At 39.3% G+C, this 21,863-nt stretch carries 21 protein-coding genes; all 21 read right to left on the bottom strand.

Annotated elements, in window-relative coordinates; all coding sequences use genetic code 11:
* Positions 1-35: 35 nt before the first annotated feature.
* The 21 genes from JXQ92_RS11455 to cysC all read right to left on the bottom strand — a co-directional run bounded on the left by JXQ92_RS11455 (position 36) and on the right by cysC (position 21,833).
* Positions 36-1,247, bottom strand: coding sequence for a hypothetical protein (locus JXQ92_RS11455; RefSeq protein WP_421986754.1), 1,212 nt, complete (start codon positions 1,245-1,247; stop codon positions 36-38).
* Positions 1,237-2,748: an asparagine synthase-related protein gene (locus tag JXQ92_RS11450; protein WP_421986753.1), complete on the bottom strand. Its 1,512-nt coding sequence runs from the start codon at positions 2,746-2,748 to the stop codon at positions 1,237-1,239. Before JXQ92_RS11450 ends, JXQ92_RS11455 begins: the two co-directional genes overlap by 11 nt.
* Before the next feature lie 99 nt (positions 2,749-2,847).
* The gene (locus JXQ92_RS11445) at positions 2,848-3,558 is read right to left on the bottom strand and encodes a PIG-L deacetylase family protein (RefSeq protein WP_421986752.1); all 711 of its coding nucleotides are present in this window, start codon (positions 3,556-3,558) and stop codon (positions 2,848-2,850) included.
* Positions 3,536-4,210, bottom strand: coding sequence for a formyltransferase family protein (locus JXQ92_RS11440; RefSeq protein WP_421986751.1), 675 nt, complete (start codon positions 4,208-4,210; stop codon positions 3,536-3,538). The genes JXQ92_RS11445 and JXQ92_RS11440 overlap by 23 nt, the downstream gene beginning before the upstream one ends.
* Positions 4,210-5,262: a pseudaminic acid synthase gene (gene pseI, locus JXQ92_RS11435; protein ID WP_421986750.1), complete on the bottom strand. Its 1,053-nt coding sequence runs from the start codon at positions 5,260-5,262 to the stop codon at positions 4,210-4,212. Before pseI ends, JXQ92_RS11440 begins: the two co-directional genes overlap by 1 nt.
* A complete protein-coding gene (locus JXQ92_RS11430; RefSeq protein ID WP_421986749.1) occupies positions 5,252-5,881 on the bottom strand; it encodes a hypothetical protein in 630 nt (209 codons plus the stop codon). Before JXQ92_RS11430 ends, pseI begins: the two co-directional genes overlap by 11 nt.
* The gene (gene pseG / locus JXQ92_RS11425; protein ID WP_421986748.1) at positions 5,878-6,858 is read right to left on the bottom strand and encodes a UDP-2,4-diacetamido-2,4,6-trideoxy-beta-L-altropyranose hydrolase; all 981 of its coding nucleotides are present in this window, start codon (positions 6,856-6,858) and stop codon (positions 5,878-5,880) included. The genes JXQ92_RS11430 and pseG overlap by 4 nt, the downstream gene beginning before the upstream one ends.
* Positions 6,839-7,543 carry a pseudaminic acid cytidylyltransferase gene (gene pseF, locus JXQ92_RS11420; protein WP_421986747.1) on the bottom strand — a complete coding sequence of 235 codons (705 nt, stop codon included), beginning with the start codon at positions 7,541-7,543 and terminating at the stop codon, positions 6,839-6,841. Before pseF ends, pseG begins: the two co-directional genes overlap by 20 nt.
* Entirely contained in the window at positions 7,536-8,732 is a 1,197-nt protein-coding gene (gene pseC / locus JXQ92_RS11415) for a UDP-4-amino-4,6-dideoxy-N-acetyl-beta-L-altrosamine transaminase (protein ID WP_421986746.1), read from the bottom strand. Before pseC ends, pseF begins: the two co-directional genes overlap by 8 nt.
* A 6-nt stretch (positions 8,733-8,738) precedes the next feature.
* On the bottom strand, positions 8,739-9,749 hold the full coding sequence (pseB, locus tag JXQ92_RS11410) for a UDP-N-acetylglucosamine 4,6-dehydratase (inverting) (protein ID WP_421986745.1): 1,011 nt from the start codon (positions 9,747-9,749) through the stop codon (positions 8,739-8,741).
* Positions 9,750-10,799: a hypothetical protein gene (locus tag JXQ92_RS11405; RefSeq protein WP_421986744.1), complete on the bottom strand. Its 1,050-nt coding sequence runs from the start codon at positions 10,797-10,799 to the stop codon at positions 9,750-9,752.
* A gap of 77 nt (positions 10,800-10,876) precedes the next feature.
* Positions 10,877-13,516 carry an SLBB domain-containing protein gene (locus JXQ92_RS11400; RefSeq protein WP_421986743.1) on the bottom strand — a complete coding sequence of 880 codons (2,640 nt, stop codon included), beginning with the start codon at positions 13,514-13,516 and terminating at the stop codon, positions 10,877-10,879.
* A gap of 73 nt (positions 13,517-13,589) precedes the next feature.
* Entirely contained in the window at positions 13,590-14,096 is a 507-nt protein-coding gene (locus JXQ92_RS11395) for a UpxY family transcription antiterminator (protein WP_421986742.1), read from the bottom strand.
* On the bottom strand, positions 14,086-14,613 hold the full coding sequence (locus JXQ92_RS11390; RefSeq protein WP_421986741.1) for a winged helix-turn-helix domain-containing protein: 528 nt from the start codon (positions 14,611-14,613) through the stop codon (positions 14,086-14,088). The genes JXQ92_RS11395 and JXQ92_RS11390 overlap by 11 nt, the downstream gene beginning before the upstream one ends.
* A 145-nt stretch (positions 14,614-14,758) precedes the next feature.
* Positions 14,759-15,892, bottom strand: coding sequence for a DegT/DnrJ/EryC1/StrS family aminotransferase (locus JXQ92_RS11385; protein ID WP_421986740.1), 1,134 nt, complete (start codon positions 15,890-15,892; stop codon positions 14,759-14,761).
* A gap of 11 nt (positions 15,893-15,903) precedes the next feature.
* Positions 15,904-16,959 carry an NAD-dependent epimerase gene (locus JXQ92_RS11380; RefSeq protein WP_421986739.1) on the bottom strand — a complete coding sequence of 352 codons (1,056 nt, stop codon included), beginning with the start codon at positions 16,957-16,959 and terminating at the stop codon, positions 15,904-15,906.
* Positions 16,960-18,240, bottom strand: a complete 1,281-nt coding sequence (locus tag JXQ92_RS11375) for a nucleotide sugar dehydrogenase (RefSeq protein ID WP_421986738.1) — start codon at positions 18,238-18,240, stop codon at positions 16,960-16,962.
* Between the two features lie 9 nt (positions 18,241-18,249).
* On the bottom strand, positions 18,250-19,017 hold the full coding sequence (cysQ, locus tag JXQ92_RS11370) for a 3'(2'),5'-bisphosphate nucleotidase CysQ (protein WP_421986737.1): 768 nt from the start codon (positions 19,015-19,017) through the stop codon (positions 18,250-18,252).
* Positions 19,018-19,019: 2 nt separating this feature from the next.
* Complete coding sequence (locus JXQ92_RS11365; RefSeq protein WP_421986736.1) at positions 19,020-20,261, bottom strand: sulfate adenylyltransferase subunit 1; 1,242 nt, start codon at positions 20,259-20,261, stop codon at positions 19,020-19,022.
* A gap of 20 nt (positions 20,262-20,281) precedes the next feature.
* Positions 20,282-21,187: a sulfate adenylyltransferase subunit CysD gene (gene cysD / locus JXQ92_RS11360; protein WP_421986735.1), complete on the bottom strand. Its 906-nt coding sequence runs from the start codon at positions 21,185-21,187 to the stop codon at positions 20,282-20,284.
* Positions 21,174-21,833 carry an adenylyl-sulfate kinase gene (gene cysC / locus JXQ92_RS11355; protein WP_421987367.1) on the bottom strand — a complete coding sequence of 220 codons (660 nt, stop codon included), beginning with the start codon at positions 21,831-21,833 and terminating at the stop codon, positions 21,174-21,176. Before cysC ends, cysD begins: the two co-directional genes overlap by 14 nt.
* Positions 21,834-21,863 lie beyond the last annotated feature (30 nt).

Raw genomic sequence — 21,863 nt, 5'->3', positions numbered from 1 at the left:
AGGTTAGGGTTAAATTATAAATATCAGTGCCACTTCTAAACAAAAAGCTTGAACTTTCTTATTAAGATAACAATACTTAATAGTGATATAAGTCCACCTATTGACATTGCCTTAATAATCACATCAACTGATATGGAGCTCACAAAAACAAAGACAGAAGCGTAACTACAGATTCCTAAAAATGAAACTAGAGGTATGAAAATATTACGATTGTTTTTGTTCAAATAGACTTCAAAATAAGATGCAATAGACGACAGTAAAAAGAATAATAGAACTAGTAGGTGGCTATATCTAAAGCTAATAGTCAAGCCTTTTATGTCCAAATTGATAAATAGTATATATAAAACACAGGCCATCGAGCACCCGGCCAATAGAGTGAATAAATAAACACCTAAGGTTCTCCTACTCTCCTTTACGGATTTACTGAGAAATAATTTCTTGGAAAAGAAAGTCATTGAGGACAAATGCGCCAATTGAATTATCATTCCTATTCGGAGCATTAGTGATATTTCAGACATTTCACTATCCGATAATGAGTTGAAAGCATAGATTTTCCCAAAATTATTCACAACACTCACCATAGCACCATTTAAAATTAAAGGCCAGCTATATGAGATAACCTTAAAAAAATAACTCTTTAATAGAGTCAGGTCCGCCATGGAACCAATTCTGAAATCTTTCAGAAAAAATACCAGGAGAACCACTGCTGATCCAAAAAAGAAATAATCTAGTCTTAACACCCAACCAGCCTTAAAAACAGTTAACAAGAGGAGCAATGACAATATCGTCCCTGGGATAGTCCAACGAAACAACCTAGATGGCTTATCATCAAATCTATATATGACAGATTTATAATTGGTGAAGAAAATGTAGATAAACCTCAGTCCAATATACCCCGCTGTCATTTTACTCACAGGGTGGTTGACAAAGTAAATCGAAGTGGCAATTAATACTGTTGATAATACATAAAGTAAAAAGAGTGTATTGAATACCTTACTGGTTCGAGATAGAAAGTATTCTTCCCTGCCCACAGACTCCTTGTATCCATAAAATAGATAGCTTCTAAATCCCAAATCAGCAAAAGTGGCAAGTATCAATGCCACCGACAATACATACTCTATCTCATTGTATATTAAGTTATCTTGAAAAAATAAGAGAATAGCCAAAGGGAGTAAGAAGTTGAGTCCCTTGTCTAAAAAGTTAAGAAAGGTAAACTTTAGTAGGGCCTTAGTCTCTTTAATCGACATTTTTTGAAGTAATGAACCCTTCTACCATGGAATTAAAATGAGCATCTACGATATCGACTATTTCTCCAAGTGGCATGAAGTTTCCATCCGGATCAATAGAAGGCTTTTTCAATAGATTCTTATTTATTTCCAATAGCTCCGAAATAGGGTATTTGGGATAGATTAACTCTTTTTTGTCGTCTTTATGTTTAACAGTACCTAAAATAATCCTTGGAGTGGCATAAGGCATAAGAACGGATTTAAAACCGTTAGTTGTTGCAGATTGTATTACTACTTGATTATCAGACCCTTGGAGATAACCCATCAGCTTCAAGTATGTTCTCAGCGAATTCCCACTATACTCCTTTGATACACACTCAATTTTCTTACTCAAGTAATCCATCAGCCCTGGATCCAAGGAATCATCAGACAAAATTAGATACTTTAATTGATTGTAGAAGGCCAACAAAAACTCTTGATCTCCTTTAGGTAATCTGAGGGGTGTTTTCCACTTAAAGTTGAACAAGGCGCACAGAACTCTCTTGAGGTATTGATTTTGACTATACATCAGAGCTCTTTTGGCCATACCACCAAAAGTGCTTTCTGATGGCCCAAAAGAGAAAACGTTATCTGAAGATTGTCCATTAATGATTACCCAGTCATTTCCAAACATGTTTTTTAACTTTCTTAGACCGCCAAAATGCAAAATGGAGAAATGACGGTCCAATGGCATATTGGAACAGATTTCCGTTATGTTATCAAGCTCTTCTTTTAAGTCAACCTCAACAACTTGTAAATCAGTTTTAATTGCTTTTGCAGCACGTTTAGCTCTTTCAAAATCTTGCTCATTTTGAGTATATCTCGGAGTTAACCTCAAGAAAACCAGCACAAAAGGGATCTCATGTTTTCTCAGATATTGGAACAAAAGCATAGAATCCAAACCGCCCGAAAAGAATAAAATGACTTTATGGTCCCGTTTTTCCAATAAATCAAATGTATCATTCAAGTCATTTTTTACCTCTTGCACATGATTCTTAACGTCAGGTATATTCTCTAGAAAAGGGAAATATGGTTTGTTTATAACTTTGTCTCCAATTAATAAGTAGGACGCTGGTTTTATTTTGAAAACTCCTTCTGCAAAGGTTCCATCTCCAGTTGTATATCCGTGACGAATCCAAAATTTATATTCGCTAAGATTGATTTTGCATTTTGGAAACTCAGAGGTTAACGCTAAATAATCATCATTTATATGTACTGCACCCTTATCTTCAATGTAGTACAACCTGAAACCGGCAGCTATGTCATTGTAGATATAGAATTTTCCGTCACTCATATAGATGGCACAGAAATATCCTTTGATCTTCAAAACCTCTTCTTCAAAGTTGTCTAAAGTGATTTTGGATAAATCAAAATATAAAGGAAATCCGAAATACAGTATATCATTGTATTCTGCATATGATGCTACTTGTAAGTTTACAAAGACTTTATATCCAGAGGTAGAGAATTGCTTTTCGAATTTCATTTCTTATTGTAATAGATTGAAAATATGATTGACCATATGCAAACTCCATTTTCTATTTTTTTGATAGTAAGGTAGGAATTATTTTAATAGCAGTAAGCTTTAAGAAATACATCTTATCATATGGAATGCCTCCGCATAAGGTACACCATTGGCAACCCCCCACATCTGAGCTCTTACCTTGAGCGCTTCTGGAGACCTCGGGTGGGGGTATTGGCGTTTTTCAAACTCGTAAGCTTCCATACCCAGGATTTTAGCATTGAGATTTTCTTCACTGATTGCCACAAACAAGTTCGGAATGAAGTGTCTGGGATCAGCCGAAGCCCTCCATTCTGTACCTGACATGGTTTCGAAAGTAATAATGGCTTTGACCCGTTCATGTGCCATGGGTCTACATGCAGTAACAACCGCTTCGAATGTTCTTTGATGATCTATATTAACATCTCCTCCATGATGTGTAAAAATCACCTCTGGTTCAAAATCCATCTTTTCTCGTTCGATAACCTTGATGATGTCGAGCAGGTCAACTGAATCGAAGCGATTGTCAGCAAAATCGTACATACCGGTAGACTCATAGCCTATGGCTTTTCTGGCCGCCTTAATATTGTTTCTGTGCGTAGCGAGTTTTCCCTTCCACTTTTCAGAGTTTCTTTTGTCAGACCTAGAGGTAAGCCCTTCACCCAAAATAACAGCACGAATGGTACAGTTATATTCTGTCACCAAACGATTCATTGTTCCTCCAGGCCCTAATAGTTCGTCATCAGGGTGGGCCACCACCACTAACACTCTTTTATTTCTTAAATATTCTAACATCTGCAACTATAGACTTATCGGCCGCCAGACCAGCACGTGAAAACTCAATTCGGAAATGTTCGGTCTCTATGAAGGCTTTTGGATATCCCTCACAATCGAGCATTCTAATGAAATCAAATACATTTTCTATACTATTCAGTGATGCCAGGTCACCATCTTCAGGTTTTCTTCTGTCGAACGAAGTAGGCTCTCCTTCCTGTGGTCTCGGCACAGGGTTCTCTGCAATGATCTGCTCAATTATTCGACCAATTACCTTGCCGCTCCTGATAAATATCTCCTGTGCAGTACCATGCAAACTCAGGTCGGCTTTGGTATAAATATCACCGGTATCTATTCCCTTACCGACTTTCAAGGCAGAAACCCTGGTCCCTTCATGTCCCCTGACAATTAGATTTTGAAGAGGGCTGCCTCCCCGGCCAAAAGGCAAGTCGGTCATGTGAAAAACAATGCATTCAAACTGCTCATAAATGGATGCCGGAATGATATATGACCAATGTGGAATAAATATCTTATCCGGCTCAAAGGTTTTCAGATCTTTAGCATTGAAAGCTTCACGGTCGCTTATACGCAACCAATTTTCGCCCGACCTGGCGCTTAGGCTCTCAAAAAGCTCATCATGCCACTTTTTCTCTGTAAGAAGTATATAATTCATCAAACCGAATCCCAGGTTAATGCTGTTCCTCTTGTCATGTCCTTTCTGGCTGTCTTGCCCAGCATCTTCTCATAATACTTGGGTTCCATACCATCTCCGGGACGGATAATTCGGATGTTCTTCTCAGTGAAGGCTTCACCTGCCTTGATATCTTTCACTACATAGACCGATCGCTTAAATCTCAGGCTTGCGCGTTCGTCTTGTAAAATTTCATATTTTACCTGGCCGAGAGACTGCCATGCTCTTTCTGATTCCACAACCAGTGTTTTTAGCTCATCAGGTTCAATTGAAAATGCTGAATCAACCCCGCCTTCTGCTCTGTTCAATGTAAAGTGTTTTTCAATGACACGTGCACCTAATGATACAGATGCAATTGCTGCACCAACCCCTCCCGTATGGTCAGATAGCCCTGTAAAGCAATTGAACATTTCTCTCATATGAGGAATAGTCATAAGGTTGGTATTCTCAGGGCTTGCTGGGTAAGTACTGGTACACTTGAGTAAGATCAATTGCTCACAGCCATTTGAGCGTAGCACCGCAACGGACTCTGCAATATCGCTGATTGTCGAAGCACCTGTTGACATAATCACAGGCTTACCAGTAGATGCTATCTTTTTGAGCAGGGGCCAATCTTTGTTTTCGAAAGAGGCCACTTTATATACCGGTACATCCAGCGATTCAAGAAAATCAACAGAGGTATGGTCAAAAGGAGTGCTGAAAGGGATCAACCCCTTTTCCTTGGCGCGCTCGAAGATCGGTGCATGCCATTTCCATGGAGTATATGCTATCTGATACAGCTCATGTAGTGTTGTGCCATGCCAGAGCGATTTCGGGTCGTCAATGTAAAACAATCCTTTGTCATGCGGAATGGTCATAGTGTCCGCAGTATAGGTCTGGATTTTAAGGCCATGAGCTCCGGCTTCAGCTGCAGCATCTACAATTTCGAGTGCTCTTTCCAATGACTGGTTGTGGTTTCCAGACATTTCAGCGATTATGAATGGTTTGTGATCATCACCTATGGTGAAATCCGCAACTTTGAAACTATTGATCATCCTTGTATATTTTTAATATGTATTTAATACCGTTTTTCACAAAAAAGGCAGGATATCGCTCATTGTCACAAATCCTCAACAGATTAAATTGTTCCTCAATGCTTTTGGTTGTATCCAGCTCAGAGTCTGCAGCTGTTCTGCGTTCATAAAATGTGGACTCCCCTACTTGTTCGGTACCTTCAGGCATTTCATCAAGAAATTTCAGAATGACATTTTGAGAGGCCACCCCTTGCATATGTTTGATCTCTGAAATCAACTCGGTGCCGTCTAGGTAAATATAATCTTTCATATAGATCACCCCAGAATCAACCGACGCTGCGGCTTCAAAGAGGGTAATCGGAATTTCTCTAAGTCCCTCCAGCACCTGCCATGAAACGGGAGACCAGCCTTTGCCTTTAGGCAAGTCACTTTCGTGCATCACCAGGTTGAACCGGTTCAGCTCTAATTTTTTAAAAATTCTTTCACAAGACAAAAGGCATAGTACATCTCCTTCTACCACTTCCTTATGCTTGTGTATCAGGTTTGCTGTATGGCCTTTTGCATTCAACTGCCTGGTAAGATTCCCTGCATAAGGAACTATCCAAGAGTTGATATTATCTACTAATATTTGGACTTTCATGACTGTAAAGCTGAAAATACTTCTAAATACCTTTCTGGTGACTTCAGGTCCATCACTGAGGATTGAGCAGCCCTCATTTTTGAACCTTCATCCACTATGGCCTTACCCAGGGCTTCCAAAAAGTGTTCTTTTGAAAAATCACGTGCATCATGAAAGACCTCATATTTCTTGAACCCTTCATAGATTCCCATTTGATTGTCGGTATAGTAACCTGAAATAATAGTACCTCCCACAGCTATCGACTCGAACAGAATACCACTGGCAGGCACCACATGAATTTTTGCTCTATCCATTTGCCTTCTCATGGCCATGGCATCCAAACCTGCCTTAAGCTCTATGTTGAGGTCCTGACGTTCCTGTATGACTGTATTTAACTTGTCTAAATAGATATAGGCCGGGCCTATAATTACTATTAGTTTCAGTTTGACTTCAGGCATTAATTCCAGTACCTGGCAGGTCAGGTTTTTAAAATCTGAGCCACCAAAACAGATCATCATCTGAGGAATCTCCGGTTCTTTAACGGCCTGCTTATTCAAAAATTCAGGTCTTAACAAAGCGTAATCAGGTCCCAGACAAAACCGAGTGCTTGTCGGTACATCGTACAAATTTCGGCTCACTCCGGGAGCATGATTAATAATAATGTCTGAATGAAAAGGAGCCTGATGCAAGTCGTCAATGCATACCAATTTTGAGCAAAGGCTTTTGACTGTATTCTGGTATTCCGGATCAAAATGGTATCCATCCAATACAATAATATCATTGGCATCTATTGCTGAAAAAAAGTCCGGCTCGCTTTCAATATTATGAACTTGAAAACCTGCTCCTACTACTCTGGACCTGATACTGGATGACGTTCCCTTTAAATAAAAAGTGATCTCAAATTGATCGCTTAGCATGTCTGCCAATGAAAGAGATCTGATCAAATGTCCCAGACCAATTTCCGGACTGGCGTCTAATCTAAATTTCAGACTGCTCATCATCCATGAGTTTCTTTTTCAACTCAGCTAGTTTCCAATCCACAAAATTATCTATGTCTTGTACTTCAATCTGGCTGAGTTGAATGGCTCCGGAATTCTTATTGAATAATTCGCCCTCATTTAATAATCCTACAGAATTGAACCAATAAAACTGGCCTGCATCGTGAAAGGCCTTTTGAAGGTCTTGAGAACGGCTGGACCGGTATTCCGGCCAATTCATGGCCACAGAGTCGTTCACTGAGAGATTCAAAGACCTCATTATGGGATATCCGAATTCCACTACAGGGAATACCGTTATGAATTTTCTTTCGACCAAAAGTTCATAACCTTCCTTCAGTCTGTCGGTATTCAACAAAGGAGCTGTCGGGTAAATACAGCAACCATAATCAAACTGTTGTCCCATTATTTGATAGGTTGCCAATACCTCCTGGATCACATCAAATGTAGTAGCATAGTCATCTGCATTTTCAGAACTTCTCAGAAAAGGTACTTTTGCTCCATAAGCTTGGGCAATGTCTGCAATTTCCTGATCATCAGTAGAAACCATGACCTCATCGAAAAGCCCTGATGCCAGCGCAGTTTCAATGGAATAGGCTATGATGGGTTTACCGGCAAAATCCCTGATATTTTTTCTGGGTATGCGCTTACTGCCTCCCCTGGCAGGAATAATACAGAGTTTACTCACCGTAGTAGCTCTTTATCTGGCCAATGACGAAGTCTTGTTCCTCATTGGTAAGTGTAGGATACATGGGCAGGCTAATGCAGCGACTGTAGTATTTTTCTGCATGGGGCATATCTCCTTTAGACCAGCCAAACTGCTGATAGTAAGGCATCAGGTGCGTAGGTATATAATGAATCTGCGGGAAGATTTTCTGCAACCTCAGGTGCTGGTAAAGCCCTCTGCGGTCGTCTACTTCTACCACATATAAGTGGTAGGCGTGCCCTTCTACTTTTCCCGATTGCCCCTTCATAAAGGAGGCACCTTCGAAGGCTTGTTCATACCTTTCAGCTATTTCTCTTCTACGAGCCAGGCCTTCTTGGGCCCTGCCGAGCTGGCTTTCCCCCAGTGCAGCTTGAATATCTGTTAACCTGTAGTTGTAGCCTAGGTGCTGCATTTCCATGTACCATCCAGGGTAATTGACATAATCAGCCCCTTCTATACCAAAAGCCGTATCGAGGTCATTGACATAAATATCTTCTTGCCTAACAATACCATGAGTACGCAAAGCGAGCAATTGGTTGTACAGCCCCTCATTGTTGGTGGTAATCATGCCACCCTCGCCTGCAGCAATGTGTTTCACAGGGTGGAAAGAGAAAATGGCAAGGTCAGCGAAATTGCCATTTCCACAATGCTGTGGCTCATCTTTGCTGCTGATAAAGTGCCCCCCCGGTGCATGGCATGAATCTTCGATCATCCAAAGACCAAACTCATCGGCCAGTGCCCTGAAGGCCTCCAGGTTTACCGACCTGCCAGCAAAATCTACTGGCACTATGCCTGAGTAAGTGCCCTTTGGAGCAGCCTCCAACAAGCTTCTCACGGCCACGATATCGAGCAAGTAGGTATCCGGATCTATATCGGCAAAAACCACTTCACCACCACAGTAACGAATGCAGTTGGCAGAGGCAGCAAAGGTAATGGGTGTAGTAATTACTTTATCACCCTCTTTTACTCCAAGTACCATGGCGCAAAGGTGCAGAGCAGCTGTTCCGTTAGAAACAGCCACGGCATAAGCCGACCCAACATAGCTGGCAAAGGCCTCTTCAAATGACTTGACTCTGGGCCCTTGTGTCAGAAAATCAGCTCCTAGTGTATCTACTACAGCACCTACATCGCCTGCCGTAATTTGCTGTTTGCCGTACGGTATCGGTTTCATAAAAGTTTAAACCTCGAAACTGGCATTTACGTGTTCTTTGATCAATTGACGCAGTGACTCTACAGTTTCCCAGTCGGTGTTATCACCTGAGTTATAGTTGAAGCCTGCTGGTACCTTTTTGTCCTGATTTTGGCTCAGGAACGCTTCCAGAGGCCTGGTAGGTACTGTGGGTACTATGATGTAATAGGCGCCCAAGTCGTAGGTATTGTATGAGTCAGAGGAGGTTATCATTTCTTCATGAATCTTTTCACCTGGCCTAATGCCTATCACTGGTTTTTCGCACTCAGGCCCAATGGCATCGGCCACATCTGTTATTCTGTAAGAAGGAATTTTCGGCACATACAGCTCTCCTCCCAGGGCATGCTTCAAAGCATACATTACCATATCTACACCACCCTGTAGGCTAATGTTGAAACGAGTCATATCAGGATCGGTAATGGGCAATACACCCTCTTTTTTCTTCTGAAGGAAAAACGGCATCACTGAACCGTTACTACCCATTACGTTTCCGTAGCGTACTACAGAAAACCGGATTGGGTTGACACCTTTCACATTGTTAGCAGCAATGAAAAGTTTATCTGAAGTAAGCTTGGTAGCACCATAAAGGTTGATTGGCGCACAAGCTTTATCAGTAGACAGAGCCACCACACGCTGCACCTTGGTTTCTATGGCAGCATTGATTACATTTTGTGCACCATCCACATTGGTTCTAATGCACTCTTCAGGATTGTATTCTGCAATGTGTACATGCTTCATAGCAGCCGCGTGAATCACAAAGTCTACCTGTTGAAATGCTCTTTTGAGACGATCGAGATCTCTTACATCACCTATAAAAAAACGAATCTGCGGATACTGTCGCGAGGGGTATTCCTGCGCCATTTGAAACTGCTTCTGCTCATCTCTTGAAAAGATGATCAGTTTTCGAACATCAGGATATTCCTTAAGAATGTGCTTAGTTATGGCCTTTCCTAAAGAGCCAGTACCACCTGTAATTAATATGGTTTTGCCGTTTAGCATTTAATTGTAATTAAAAATTGATTTTATAACGAGCCAACCACCTGCGAGAATCGCTCCAACAATACAAAAGATTATGATAGTCGTTACTCGCTTGGGCTTACTTCTAATTGTTGGTATTATAACAGGATCCAATTCCGTAAATACTGGAGTCTTTTCCTGTACCTTTATTTTTGCCTGTGACAACTGCTCTCTTAAAGAACTCAAGAGGTTGAATTCTAGATCGTAATTCGATTGAAGGTTTCTAAGGATAGTATTGGCTTGGTTACTCAAAACTCCCTGATTCCTGTCTTTGAACCTCGCCAGTGCTTTTTGTGCCTCTAAAAAGTTAGCCTCATTTTCTTCTACCTGTGATTGGATAAATTCCAATCGCTCCTTTTCTTTATTGGTCACATAGTTCACCACACTTTTAGTAAGGTAGTCTATGGTAAACTGATTAACCTCCGCTGCCAGCAAGGGGTTCTGCATGCGTGTATTGACGATTAACAGGTCTGTATTTTTGTCAACATAAGCCACAATTCGAGACCTTAACTCCTCAATAATCTCTAGCTGTTCATACGTGAGTTGTACAAACTCTCCTTTGACACCAGTTCCCGCAGGTTTCGGTTTCAGAAAGTTAATGGCCTTTTTTGGCAGCCCTCCAATCTTCCTCACTAAGGCGGTTTCCAGATGTCCCTTCATATATTGCTCCATACTCATGCTACAGTCACAAAAATCGAACTGAAAGCCCCTATTCATCAACTCAAGCATAAAAGGGATACTTCCTATAATTTCAGTATAAAGTTCAGGGCTGATGGAGCCTTCCTGTTCTCCCGGAATCTTGACACCTGCGATACTCGCCAGTCCACCAATAGAACTTGAGTTAAAAGAAGAGGACTCACTTTCAAGAATCATTCGAGCCGAAGTATCCCACTCTCCAGGGGTGGTAAATACAATAACCACACCGACTATAAATGCAACGCCACTGCCCTTGAGAATAAAACGCCATTGCTTTAGCAACATACTCATTAGCTCGTCTATTCTGATTTCCTTTGGGTTTGAGCTGTCAATCATGCACTTCTGTATAAAAGGTCAACAATTAAATAGGTCTTGATTTCTAAATACTTTAAACTCATCAATACGTGAAGGTACTAGTTATTTTGACTCAAACGATCAACAACCAACGCCAGAGTAGCTACTGAACCTACAGCAGCAATTATGGCCTGAAAATTTAAAGCTTGGCGCTCTGCTTTTCGACTCACAAAAATAGTTGAGCCAGGCTTAATCTCTGGATATTTTTTAAACCACAAGAATCTCCGAACACCCTTACTCTCACCATTCGGATATTGAACGTAGCTTCTACCTCTTTTTGCCGTTTGCAGAAACCCTCCTGATTGGAAGATATAGTCTTTAAAGGAATAGTCCGAATCATAACGCAAATTTAAGGGTGAAGTGACTTCTCCAGCTATACGGACAGTTTGTAATTCACCGGGTATCGAGATTATATCACCAGGACGAATTATCAAGTCGTATTTTGAACCAGGGCTTTCCAATATTTTTTTTAAGTCAATGGCAACTGGCTCTTGATCTGGGATTTCAATATTCTTTATTAATGAATCTCTCTCAGTAATATCCTCAATCCTCTCTTTTTTTATCTGGCTCCCTACTAGGTCGTCATCTGTATTTTGAGTCGTACGATTCCCGATTTTATCTAATCTTTCACTCAGTCTTACTTGGCTTATATTTTTCAACTCTGATTCGTCATTTAAAACTTTCTGTCTGAGTTGTTGAAGGTAATCTTGACTGATCTGATCATTAGACTTGGTGTCAGAAAACTCGGTTTTCCTTATTAAAATAGCACCTTCCGGATCGGCATATTGAGTGAGTCCTTCAGCTCGAGACAAGATATCTGATATTCTTTCGTCCTTTCTACTGATTGTATATAAACCAGGAGCTACTATTTCGCCTTCTACCGTTACCTGCTGTTGAACAGTATATCCTGGCGATTTTCGTATGTAAACTTGATCAAAAGGCTGTAAAACCATCTCTTCTTGTCCTTTTAATGAGAGTTTCTCATCAATTGAAAGGGTTATAATCTCGGCAGTAGTATTCGCGCTGCTGTTCTTGTTTCTTCTAGATATCTCAATTAAAGCCCCTGAAGCAGACTCTTTTAAGCCTTTAGCCAAAACAATCAAATCCTTAACATTCATCTGATTAAAATATGGCCAGACTCCCTCCTCTTGCACCTCTCCAGAAATTGAAACAAAATACTCTTCACGTAAATCGTATATAGACGTGATTCTTACAACATCTTCACGCAAAAGCGGTATATCAGGAATTTTACCATTCCTTAATGCACCTAAATCAAATGGTAAGGTGGATTGTGAAAAATCTTCACCAGTTCTATAGATTGTCGCCCTAGTCAGATAGGCATCACCTCTCAAGCCATCGGCTTTTTCTATAAGTTGCTTTACTGTAAGATCTTTAGTTAGTTGATATTCACCTTCTCTAAATACAGCCCCGTCTATAATAACTCGATTTGAAAAACGATCCAAAATCCCACTTACCTCTATTAAGTCTCCATCTTTTGGATAAAATGCTTCGAATTCTTCCGAATCTACATCAATAATTTCTCTCTCTCTTTCACCATTTCGTTTAACCGTTATTAGAGACTTGAAAGCAGTATTAGTAAAACCACCAGCAAACCCCAATAGATCCTTAAAGCCCTCGTTTGGCTTTAACTCAAATAAACCTGGCCTCCGAACTTCTCCTTCTAACTCAATTTGTGATTGTGTTGGTCTTACAATTATCACATCTCCATCCTTTAAAGTCATATCACCAGATCTTATCCCGTCAGTCAAAAAGGAGTAAATGTCTACTGAAGTAACAAGCTTATTATTTCTTACCAAACGAATGTCTCTAAAAGTACCTGTTTCAGTAGGCCCACCCGCAGCATGAAGCGCTGTATATACAGTGGCAAGTGATGGAAGCGCATAAAGACTTGGTCGACCCACCTCCCCAACTACGTTTACATTAATGGTACGAATATTTCCTAAACTTACTTGATAAAAAATATTCGGAGGTGCTCCATTTAATGATTTCAAACCACTATTGACTTCACTCAGCCGAGCAATTATTTTCTCTGATGCTTTGTCAATGGTAAGGCCATTAACATAAATCGGGCTCAAATTTTCAGGTCTCACGGTTCCCTCTGAAGACACTTCGAGTTCTAAATATTGTTGAGTGGCTCCCCACATATCAACAATTAATACATCTTGCGGTCCTAAAATATAATTTTCAGGTGTAGGCAAATTTAAATTTGGAGCAAATGTCAAACTCTTTGTCTGAAATAAGTCAAAACCAAAAATTCTCTTTTGATTCTCAGTTAAATCAGCCAATTCTTGTCCCGAAAGCGCCCCAAAGACATCCTCCTGAGTAACCAATTGAGTAGTTCTACCTAGATTACGATTATTGCTTGGAGTACTAGGATCTGTTGACAATCCTCCTCGTAGACGCTCAACTCTTCTTCTTAATTTCGAAATTTCGGATTCAGCAACTCCACGCTGTCTCGCCAACTCTTCTAATTGAGACTGGGTTAAACCTTTCTCTTCTGCTTGCCTAATGTAACCAAGAATTTGCTCATCACTCAAATCATCTACACGTACTGATTTCAAATCTATTCCACCTAAGCCTTGAGCTGACAAAGTTTCAGTTGATACCAACAAAAGTGTTGCTAGCAAAAGAATTCTTGATAAACTGTAGAGACTATTAAGTAGTTGGGATACTCTCATGTTAAATTTGAATACAAAGAGTTTTAATGAACTCGGCAAATATAGGAGTTTAAAGTATTTATTTGATAGCTCGTCAGCCGACCTTTTTTAAATGCCCCAAACTAATTTCAGCCTGCACTTCAATACCGAGACTTACTATTGTCAAATATGCCTTTGCTCCCTTTATTCGACGTACTAAACCATTTTGACCAGTTAAAGGGCCAGAGGAAATTTGGACCTTACTACCAGATTCAAAATCTCCGTAACTAACTTGAGCCAATGGATAATCATTGAGAAAAGATTGGATAGCAAGAATTTCTTGATCCCTTATGACTGCAGGTTTTCCAAGCCAAAATACACTTGAAACGACTCCTTGGTCAGACAATATTTCATTCCTTTTTTGCTCATTAACCTTAGCGAAGATATAAGAGGTGAAAATAGGCTCAGACACCTTTTTTTTCCTATCTGACCATTGCTTTACGACCGTCCGAGTGGGGCAGTATACTTCATACCCTTCTTGAACTAGACGATCAGTGGTCTTTTTCTCACTTCTAGGCTTCGTATAGAAAGCAGTCCAATACAATCGAGAGTTATTGTTCATTCCACAACAGGAGAGTTCGTTCGTTTTCGAGATCCAAAGATTTAGCTTCATCTTTAGAATAAATCAAATATTGTATCTTTTTTGGTATTAGTTCCTCTACTTTACTTATCAATTGTAAAAGATAATTTTTATCGGGGTTTCCTACCAAAATTAAACTTACAACATTTGAATTTTTACCCATAGCAAGATCCCCTGTGAGAAAAACTTGATTAATATCACCCAACTCTTCAATCACTTCACTAATGACATCTTGAAGACCAGTATATTTTAGTAAGATTTTTCTTATCTCTCCGAAAAGTGGGTACTCACCATTAGCCTTGAAGAATTTCTTATTTCCAACGTTTTCTGAAGAGAGCATTCCTGCCTCTTCAAAACGATTCAATTCTAAACGCACTGCATTCGTGCTTTCACCAAATTCATCGGCTAACCCCCTCAAATATGCTTTTGAGCCTGGATTTAGAAATAACCTCAACAAAAGCTTAATGCGAGTTTTTGAAGAAATGAGTGTTTCTAACATGATACAGCTTCGCCTGGTCAGTCACATTCACGTAACTTACAAACGAGTAACAAAATTACTCGTTATTTATTAACTACAAATTAATAATGAAAAAATCTGACTGCAAGAAAGAATGAATACCTTGACAACTATAATATTAAAGCTATCAACTAAAGTATTCCAGAACACCGCTAATTATGGTTTCTTGTTGCTCATTCCTCATCTCCGAATGAATAGGGAAAGAAATAACTCTAGAACATAAGTCCTCAGTAATAGGGAAATCACCTTTTTCATACCCAAAGTAAGAATAGGCCTTCTGCAAATGATTTGGTACTGGATAATAAATCATTGAAGGGATACCTCTATCGGCTAAGAAAGAGTGGAGATCGTCCCGGTCAATGCCATCGCCGAGCTTTACTGTATATTGATGAAAAACATGTGTAGAAAAATCAGACCTATGGGGTGTAATAATTAAGCTTGAGCTCCTAAATGCCTCATCATAATTACTAGCCACTTTTCTCCTAGACTCACTATAATCATCCAAGTATTTAAGTTTAACTTTGAGCACTGCGGCTTGTAAAGAATCAAGTCTAGAGTTTACTCCAATCGAATCATGGTGGTATCGTTTACTTTGACCATGATTTACAATCATTCTGATCTTGGATGCTAATTCATCCTCATTTGTAAAAATAGCACCACCATCACCATAGCAACCGAGATTTTTAGCAGGGAAAAAAGAAGTCGCTCCAGCATTTCCCATTGTTCCAGCTTTTGCCTTGCTACCATTACTATAGATATAATCTGCACCTATAGCTTGCGCTGTATCTTCAAACACTTTAAGATCATTCGCTTTAGCCAATTCAATCAACGGCTCCATATTAGCACATTGCCCATAAAGATGAACAGGAACTACAGCAACTGTCTTGTGAGTGATCTTTCCCGATAAGTCCTCAATATCAACATTGAAAGTATCAGGATAAACTTCAACAAATACCGGCTTCAAACCTAATAGGGCTATGACTTCGACAGTAGCAACATAAGTATATGATGGAACGATTACTTCCGACCCTGCAGGAAAGTCATAGGCCATCATAATCACTTGAAGCGCGTCAGTACCATTCGCACATGGTATAACATGTTTAACATCCAGGTAAGATTCAAGGTCAGATTGAAATTCATGAACTAATGGACCATTAATGAAAGCTGCCGAATCCAGAACCCTGTCAAATTCAGTTCGAATTTCATCCTTGATTTTCGCATATTGGTTGACCAAATCAACCATTTGAAGCTTACCTTTCATTTCTTCTTGATTCAGATATTGTGAAATTCCTTATACCAATTGACAAACTCCTTTACACCATCATTCAAAGGCGTATTAGGTTTATAGTCAAAATCGTTAGTGAGTTCTTTGGTGTCAGCATATGTTGAAACAACATCTCCTGGCTGCATCGGCATGAACTGCTTTTTTGCTTTTCTCCCAAGATTACTTTCAATGGTTTCGATAAAATCCATCAGTTTAATGGGAGAACTATTCCCAATATTATATACACGATAAGGCGCCTTAGAGCTATCAGGATTCGGCAACATTCCACTCCAGTTCTCATCACCGATTGGTGCTGTATTGTTAACTCTAATTATTCCTTCAACTATGTCATCGATGTAAGTAAAATCTCTCGACATAAGACCGTCATTAAACACCTTAATTGGTCTATTATTTAGAATGGCATCAGTAAATAGGTAATACGCCATGTCTGGGCGCCCCCAAGGACCATAAACAGTGAAAAACCTTAGTCCAGTGGTTGGAAGATTAAATAAATGGCTGTAAGTATGAGCCATCAGTTCATTGCTTTTTTTGCTAGCAGCATAAAGACTTATTGGATGATCAACATTATGCTGAACCTTAAAAGGCACTTTTTCATTCAAGCCATAAACAGAAGAACTACTAGCATAGCTCAAATGGGAAATATTGAAATGTCTACAGGCCTCTAGAATATTGAGAAACCCTACAATATTACTATCTATATAAGCCCTTGGGTTTTCAATGCTATATCTTACACCTGCCTGGGCGGCCAGATTAATAACATGAGTAAAATGTTGTTTATTAAACAATTGATTAAGCCCCTCATGATCTTCTAATTTCAGCTTAATAAAGGAATATTTTGGATGTTTCGAGCTGGTTACTAATGAGTTGTAAACTATATTTTCTTTTTGAATACCAGATTCTCTGAGTCTTCCATACTTCAAATTTGGGTCATAATAATCATTGATACTATCCAAACCTATCACCGTCTCACCTTTTGATATAAGGTTTTTAACTAGGTGGTAACCTATAAAACCCGCTGCTCCTGTTACAAGAATCTTTTTCATTTATAGTCTAGCGTCTACGATTTCTCTCGGTAAAAACGATTTTACATCAAAAATAACTCCATCATTTGATCTTATCTGCAGGTAATCAAGATTTTCAAATCCCTTGTGGCTTACAGCTAAAATTACTGAGTCGTAAGTGTTCAAGTCTACGGCCGAAATAAGATCAATACCCAATTCGTCCCTAACTTGATCAACACTAGCCCATGGGTCGTAAACGTCTACAACAACACCATAGGCTTTCAACTCATGAAATATATCGATTGACCTAGTATTTCGAATATCAGGGCAATTCTCTTTAAAAGTAATACCGAGCAAGAGACTCCTACTACCTTTAACTTTTTTTCCTTTTCTAATAAGTAATTTGACTACTTTACTTGCAATAAACTCTCCCATCGCATCATTCACTTTTCTACCAGAAGAGATGACTGCAGGATAATAGCCGAGTGATTCTGCTTTTTGTTTTAAGTAGTATGGATCGACGCTGATACAATGACCTCCAACTAGCCCCGGCCTATACTTGATAAAATTCCACTTGGTACCTGCCGCCTCAAGAACATCTGTTGTGTCAATATTCATTCTATCAAACATTAGAGCCAATTCATTCACAAAAGAAATGTTAATATCTCTTTGAGCATTCTCAATTGCTTTTGACGCTTCAGCGACTTTTATTGATGGAGCCAAGTGCGTACCGGCAGTAATTATACTTTTATACAAGTCATCGACTTTTTTAGCAATTGCCTTATTAGACCCTGAAGTTACTTTCTTAATAGAAGTTAAAGTATTTATCTTATCTCCTGGGTTTATTCTTTCAGGTGAATAGCCACAATAAAAATCTAAGTTGAAAACTAACCCCGAAGCCTTTTCTAGTTCAGGAACGCAATCCTCTTCGGTGCAACCGGGGTAAACAGTCGATTCATAAATGATGATATCATCTTTCTTAATGATCCCTCCTATCATCTTCGTCGCGCCGATGAGAGGCGAAAGGTCTGGCTTTTTATCCTTGTCTACTGGAGTAGGGACAGTTATTACAAAAATATTGCAATCTTTTAATTCTTCAAGGCTAGAAGTATTTTCAAGCCCAATTCCATTTTTAGTCGAGTTTAATACTGATTTCAACAAATGTTCTTCTACTTCCAAAGTCTGGTCAAAACCGTCATTCAGTTGATTAACTCTATGAGTATTTATGTCGAAACCCACAACCTTATACTTCTGTGAAAATGCTACTGCCAGAGGTAATCCCACATACCCAAGGCCAATGATTGCAATTTTTTCTTGATTCATTTGTTTCAGTTATTCAGCGCTAAAATATGGATTAAGTAAATTTTCCTTATTGTATATTAAGGAATTACCGTCGAGGTTAGACACTTTTCCACCCAACTCTTCTAGTATTGCATGTGCAGCAGCCGTATCCCATTCCATTGTTGGTGCAAACCTTGGATAAACATCGGCGTTTCCTTCAGCAATTACCATAAACTTTAAAGAACTACCCATACTTACAATTTCAGGTTGTTTTAAATTATTCAAAAATGCCTGAGTTTCTTCATTCAAATGGGACCTCGAAGCAACAACTTTAAGGTTAGGTTTAGTTAAGTCCAGTCGAACTTTTGGTTTCAAAACTCTTATGCCCTCTTTAGAGATCAAGCTAGCACCTATGGCTTTAGCACCGGCATAAAGTTTATCTAAAACAGGTGCATAAACAACTCCTAAGATAGGCTGCTGATTTCGAACTAGTGCTATATTCACAGTAAACTCACCGTTTCGTTTTATAAATTCCTTTGTTCCGTCAAGTGGGTCTACTATCCAGAGGAATTCCCATTTTTTCCTTTCATTATAAGAAATCTCTCTGCCTTCTTCACTCAAAACAGGAATACCCGTAGGTTCAAGAAATGACATAATAATCTCATGAGCTGCTTTATCAGCTTTTGTCAGCGGCGAGTTATCACCTTTAATCTCAACAACAAAATCATTTGAATTATAAATTTCTAGAATCTTGGATCCTGCTAAAAGACTTGCTTCTTTCGCAATTTCAAGCAAACTCGATAGTTTTTGTTTCAGCATAATCATATAATCATTCCAGCTGCTACAGTTTCATTAGTTGCATCATCTACCAAAATAATAGAGCCTGTAAATCTATTTTTTCTATAGGCATCCTTCATCAAAGGTTTGGTAGTTCTTACTGATACCCGCACAATATCGTTCATGGTAAGTTTTAAGTCATCTTCATTCCGGTGCAGGGAATTAATATCAAGTTTGTAGCGTATTTGCTTGATCATCGCTTTCACCTCATTATTGGCATGCATAAGGGTAAATTTAGCTCTAGGTAAAGGCGTTTGCTGATTAAACCAACATAACATGATATCTATTTCTTGAGTGACATCAGGCCTATTCATATCACGGACGATCATATCTCCTCTACCAACGTCTATGTCATCTTCCAATGTAATTGCTACAGACATCGGGGCAAAAGCTTGTTCTACTTCGCCTGTCATGGTATGAAGTGCTTTAATTTTTGAGGTAAACCCTGAGGGCAAAACAGCAACTTCATCTCCTTTCTTAAATACTCCACCGGCTACTCGGCCTGCATAGCCTCTAAAGTCATGGTACTTATCTTGTTTCGGTCGAATTACTGTCTGTACAGGAAAACGACAATCTATATGATTTTGATCACTTCCAATATGAATATTCTCCAGTGTGTACAAAAGGGTTGACCCTTCGTACCAATCCATTTTTTTAGACTTATTAACTACGTTATCACCTTTAAGGGCACTAATAGGTATAAACCTGATATCTTTTACATCCAATTTAGCAGCAAAAGACTCATATTCGGCCTTAATCTTTTCATAGGCCTCCTCACTGTAGTCCACAAGGTCCATTTTATTTATGCAAACTATTAAATGGGGGATTTGCAATAAAGAAGCAATAAAACTATGCCTACAAGTTTGTTCGACAACGCCATGGCGCGCGTCAATGAGAATTAAAGCTAGGTTTGCTGTGGAAGCTCCTGTTACCATGTTTCTTGTATACTGTATATGGCCAGGTGTGTCTGCAATAATGAATTTACGTTTCGGTGTAGCAAAGTAACGGTATGCTACATCAATAGTAATTCCTTGCTCTCTTTCATCTCTAAGACCATCTGTAAGCAATGCCAAGTCTGTATGGTCTAAACCTCTTTTCTTACTTGAATTCTCAACCTGATCGAGTTGATCTTCAAAGATAGACTTGCTATCAAAAAGCAATCTTCCTATTAGGGTACTTTTTCCGTCATCAACACTTCCTGCAGTTGTAAAACGAAGAAGTTCCATATTTAAATAAGTATTATCCATTAAAAGTATCCCTCTTTTTTACGGTCTTCCATTGATGTTTCAGAGCGTTTATCATCCGCTCGATTACCTCTTTCGGTTTGTCTAGCTGCAGCCACTTCAGCCACAATTTTTTCTAAGGTATCAGCCTCTGACTCATCTCCGCCAGTAATAGTAATATCTCCAAGTGTTCTGAATCTGATTTTCTTATTCACTATCTCTTCGCCCTCTCTTAGTTTAATAAACTCTGAGTTAGGTAACCAGGTGCCTCCTCTTTTGATTACATCGCGATAATGAGCAATATAAAGTGAAGGGATAGCGATATTTTCTGACAAAATATATTGCCATACATCCATTTCTGTCCAATTGCTGATAGGAAAGACCCGGAAATGTTCACCAAAGTTCTTTTTCCCATTAAAGATATTCCAAAGCTCCGGGCGTTGGTTTTTTGGATCCCATTGACCAAAATCATCACGATGTGAAAAAAACCGCTCCTTAGCTCTAGCTTTTTCTTCGTCCCTCCTAGCTCCACCCATCAGGGCATCAAATCCATTTTCTTCAATAGAATCTAGCAGCGTAGTAATCTGCAACCAATTTCTTGAAGCATCTTTACCTGTTTCTTCTCTAACCCTTCCGTCATCAATGGCCTGCTGTACTGAAGCAACGACTAGATCAACTTCTAGTTCCTTAACTAGATCATCTCGGAACTTAATAGTCTCAGGAAAATTATGTCCAGTATCGATGTGCACCAAAGGAAACGGCACTCTGGCTGGCCAAAAAGCTTTCCTCGCTAGATGAGTAACAACGATTGAATCTTTACCTCCGGAAAAAAGAATACCCGGCTTCTCAAACTGGGCAAACACTTCTCGAATCACATAAATTGCCTCTGATTCAAGTTCTTTTAGATGACTCAAATTATACTTCGACATTCGCTTTCACACTAATTTTCGGTTCAACATAATCCAAAAGATTTGATAAAAGAATTTGCGGTTCTATCTCCGCTGTTTTTAAAACCAAATTCGGATTTTTGGGCTTTTCAAATGGGGAATCAATTCCCGTGAAATTCTTGATCTTCCCTTCTCGTGCTTTTTTATAGAGGCCTTTGACGTCGCGCTCTTCACATACTTCTAAAGGACAATCTACAAACACCTCAACAAAATTCTGTTTTCCTACTAAGGAAGCAACTTGCTCTCTGTCTTGGGCAAAGGGCGAAACAAAAGCTGAAAGAACTATTACACCTGAGTCGAGAAATAATTTCGACACTTCACCTATTCTCCTAATATTTTCTATTCTGTCTTTTTCTGTAAAAGCCAAATCATTGCATAGCCCATGTCTTATATTATCACCGTCCAATAGGTAGGTCTTATATCCACTTGCGTGTAATTCAGCTTCCAGTAAATTAGCCATGGTCGACTTACCAGATCCGGATAGCCCTGTAAACCATACTAAAAGTGGTTTTTGCTTTAATAAAGATTGTCGCTTTGTTCTATTAATTTTAAAATTTTGTTGCACAACATTAGTTGTTGCTTTTACTGTCCTATCTTGTCGACTTTTTCTCTCTTGTCTTCTATCCAAACCGAAATTGACTTTATACCACATCCGCTC

The organism is Roseivirga sp., from assembly GCF_049099775.1.
GTDB lineage: Bacteria > Bacteroidota > Bacteroidia > Cytophagales > Cyclobacteriaceae > Roseivirga.
This window is presented reverse-complemented; position numbering and strand designations above follow the sequence as displayed.

Excerpts from the sequence above, each read along its gene's own strand:
- JXQ92_RS11385 (WP_421986740.1), bottom strand. The coding sequence starts at position 15,892 with ATGAAAGGTAAGCTTCAAATGGTTGATTTGGTCAACCAATATGCGAAA.
- cysD (WP_421986735.1), bottom strand. The coding sequence starts at position 21,187 with ATGTCGAAGTATAATTTGAGTCATCTAAAAGAACTTGAATCAGAGGCA.
- JXQ92_RS11390 (WP_421986741.1), bottom strand. The coding sequence starts at position 14,613 with ATGTTAGAAACACTCATTTCTTCAAAAACTCGCATTAAGCTTTTGTTG.
- cysQ (WP_421986737.1), bottom strand. The coding sequence starts at position 19,017 with ATGCTGAAACAAAAACTATCGAGTTTGCTTGAAATTGCGAAAGAAGCA.
- JXQ92_RS11400 (WP_421986743.1), bottom strand. The coding sequence starts at position 13,516 with ATGAGAGTATCCCAACTACTTAATAGTCTCTACAGTTTATCAAGAATT.
- JXQ92_RS11430 (WP_421986749.1), bottom strand. The coding sequence starts at position 5,881 with ATGAAAGTCCAAATATTAGTAGATAATATCAACTCTTGGATAGTTCCT.
- pseB (WP_421986745.1), bottom strand. The coding sequence starts at position 9,749 with ATGCTAAACGGCAAAACCATATTAATTACAGGTGGTACTGGCTCTTTA.
- JXQ92_RS11395 (WP_421986742.1), bottom strand. The coding sequence starts at position 14,096 with ATGAACAATAACTCTCGATTGTATTGGACTGCTTTCTATACGAAGCCT.
- JXQ92_RS11375 (WP_421986738.1), bottom strand. The coding sequence starts at position 18,240 with ATGAATCAAGAAAAAATTGCAATCATTGGCCTTGGGTATGTGGGATTA.
- JXQ92_RS11455 (WP_421986754.1), bottom strand. The coding sequence starts at position 1,247 with ATGTCGATTAAAGAGACTAAGGCCCTACTAAAGTTTACCTTTCTTAAC.
- JXQ92_RS11440 (WP_421986751.1), bottom strand. The coding sequence starts at position 4,210 with ATGAATTATATACTTCTTACAGAGAAAAAGTGGCATGATGAGCTTTTT.
- JXQ92_RS11405 (WP_421986744.1), bottom strand. The coding sequence starts at position 10,799 with ATGATTGACAGCTCAAACCCAAAGGAAATCAGAATAGACGAGCTAATG.
- JXQ92_RS11380 (WP_421986739.1), bottom strand. The coding sequence starts at position 16,959 with ATGAAAAAGATTCTTGTAACAGGAGCAGCGGGTTTTATAGGTTACCAC.
- JXQ92_RS11445 (WP_421986752.1), bottom strand. The coding sequence starts at position 3,558 with ATGTTAGAATATTTAAGAAATAAAAGAGTGTTAGTGGTGGTGGCCCAC.
- pseG (WP_421986748.1), bottom strand. The coding sequence starts at position 6,858 with ATGAGCAGTCTGAAATTTAGATTAGACGCCAGTCCGGAAATTGGTCTG.
- pseC (WP_421986746.1), bottom strand. The coding sequence starts at position 8,732 with ATGAAACCGATACCGTACGGCAAACAGCAAATTACGGCAGGCGATGTA.
- pseI (WP_421986750.1), bottom strand. The coding sequence starts at position 5,262 with ATGATCAATAGTTTCAAAGTTGCGGATTTCACCATAGGTGATGATCAC.
- JXQ92_RS11450 (WP_421986753.1), bottom strand. The coding sequence starts at position 2,748 with ATGAAATTCGAAAAGCAATTCTCTACCTCTGGATATAAAGTCTTTGTA.
- JXQ92_RS11365 (WP_421986736.1), bottom strand. The coding sequence starts at position 20,261 with ATGGAACTTCTTCGTTTTACAACTGCAGGAAGTGTTGATGACGGAAAA.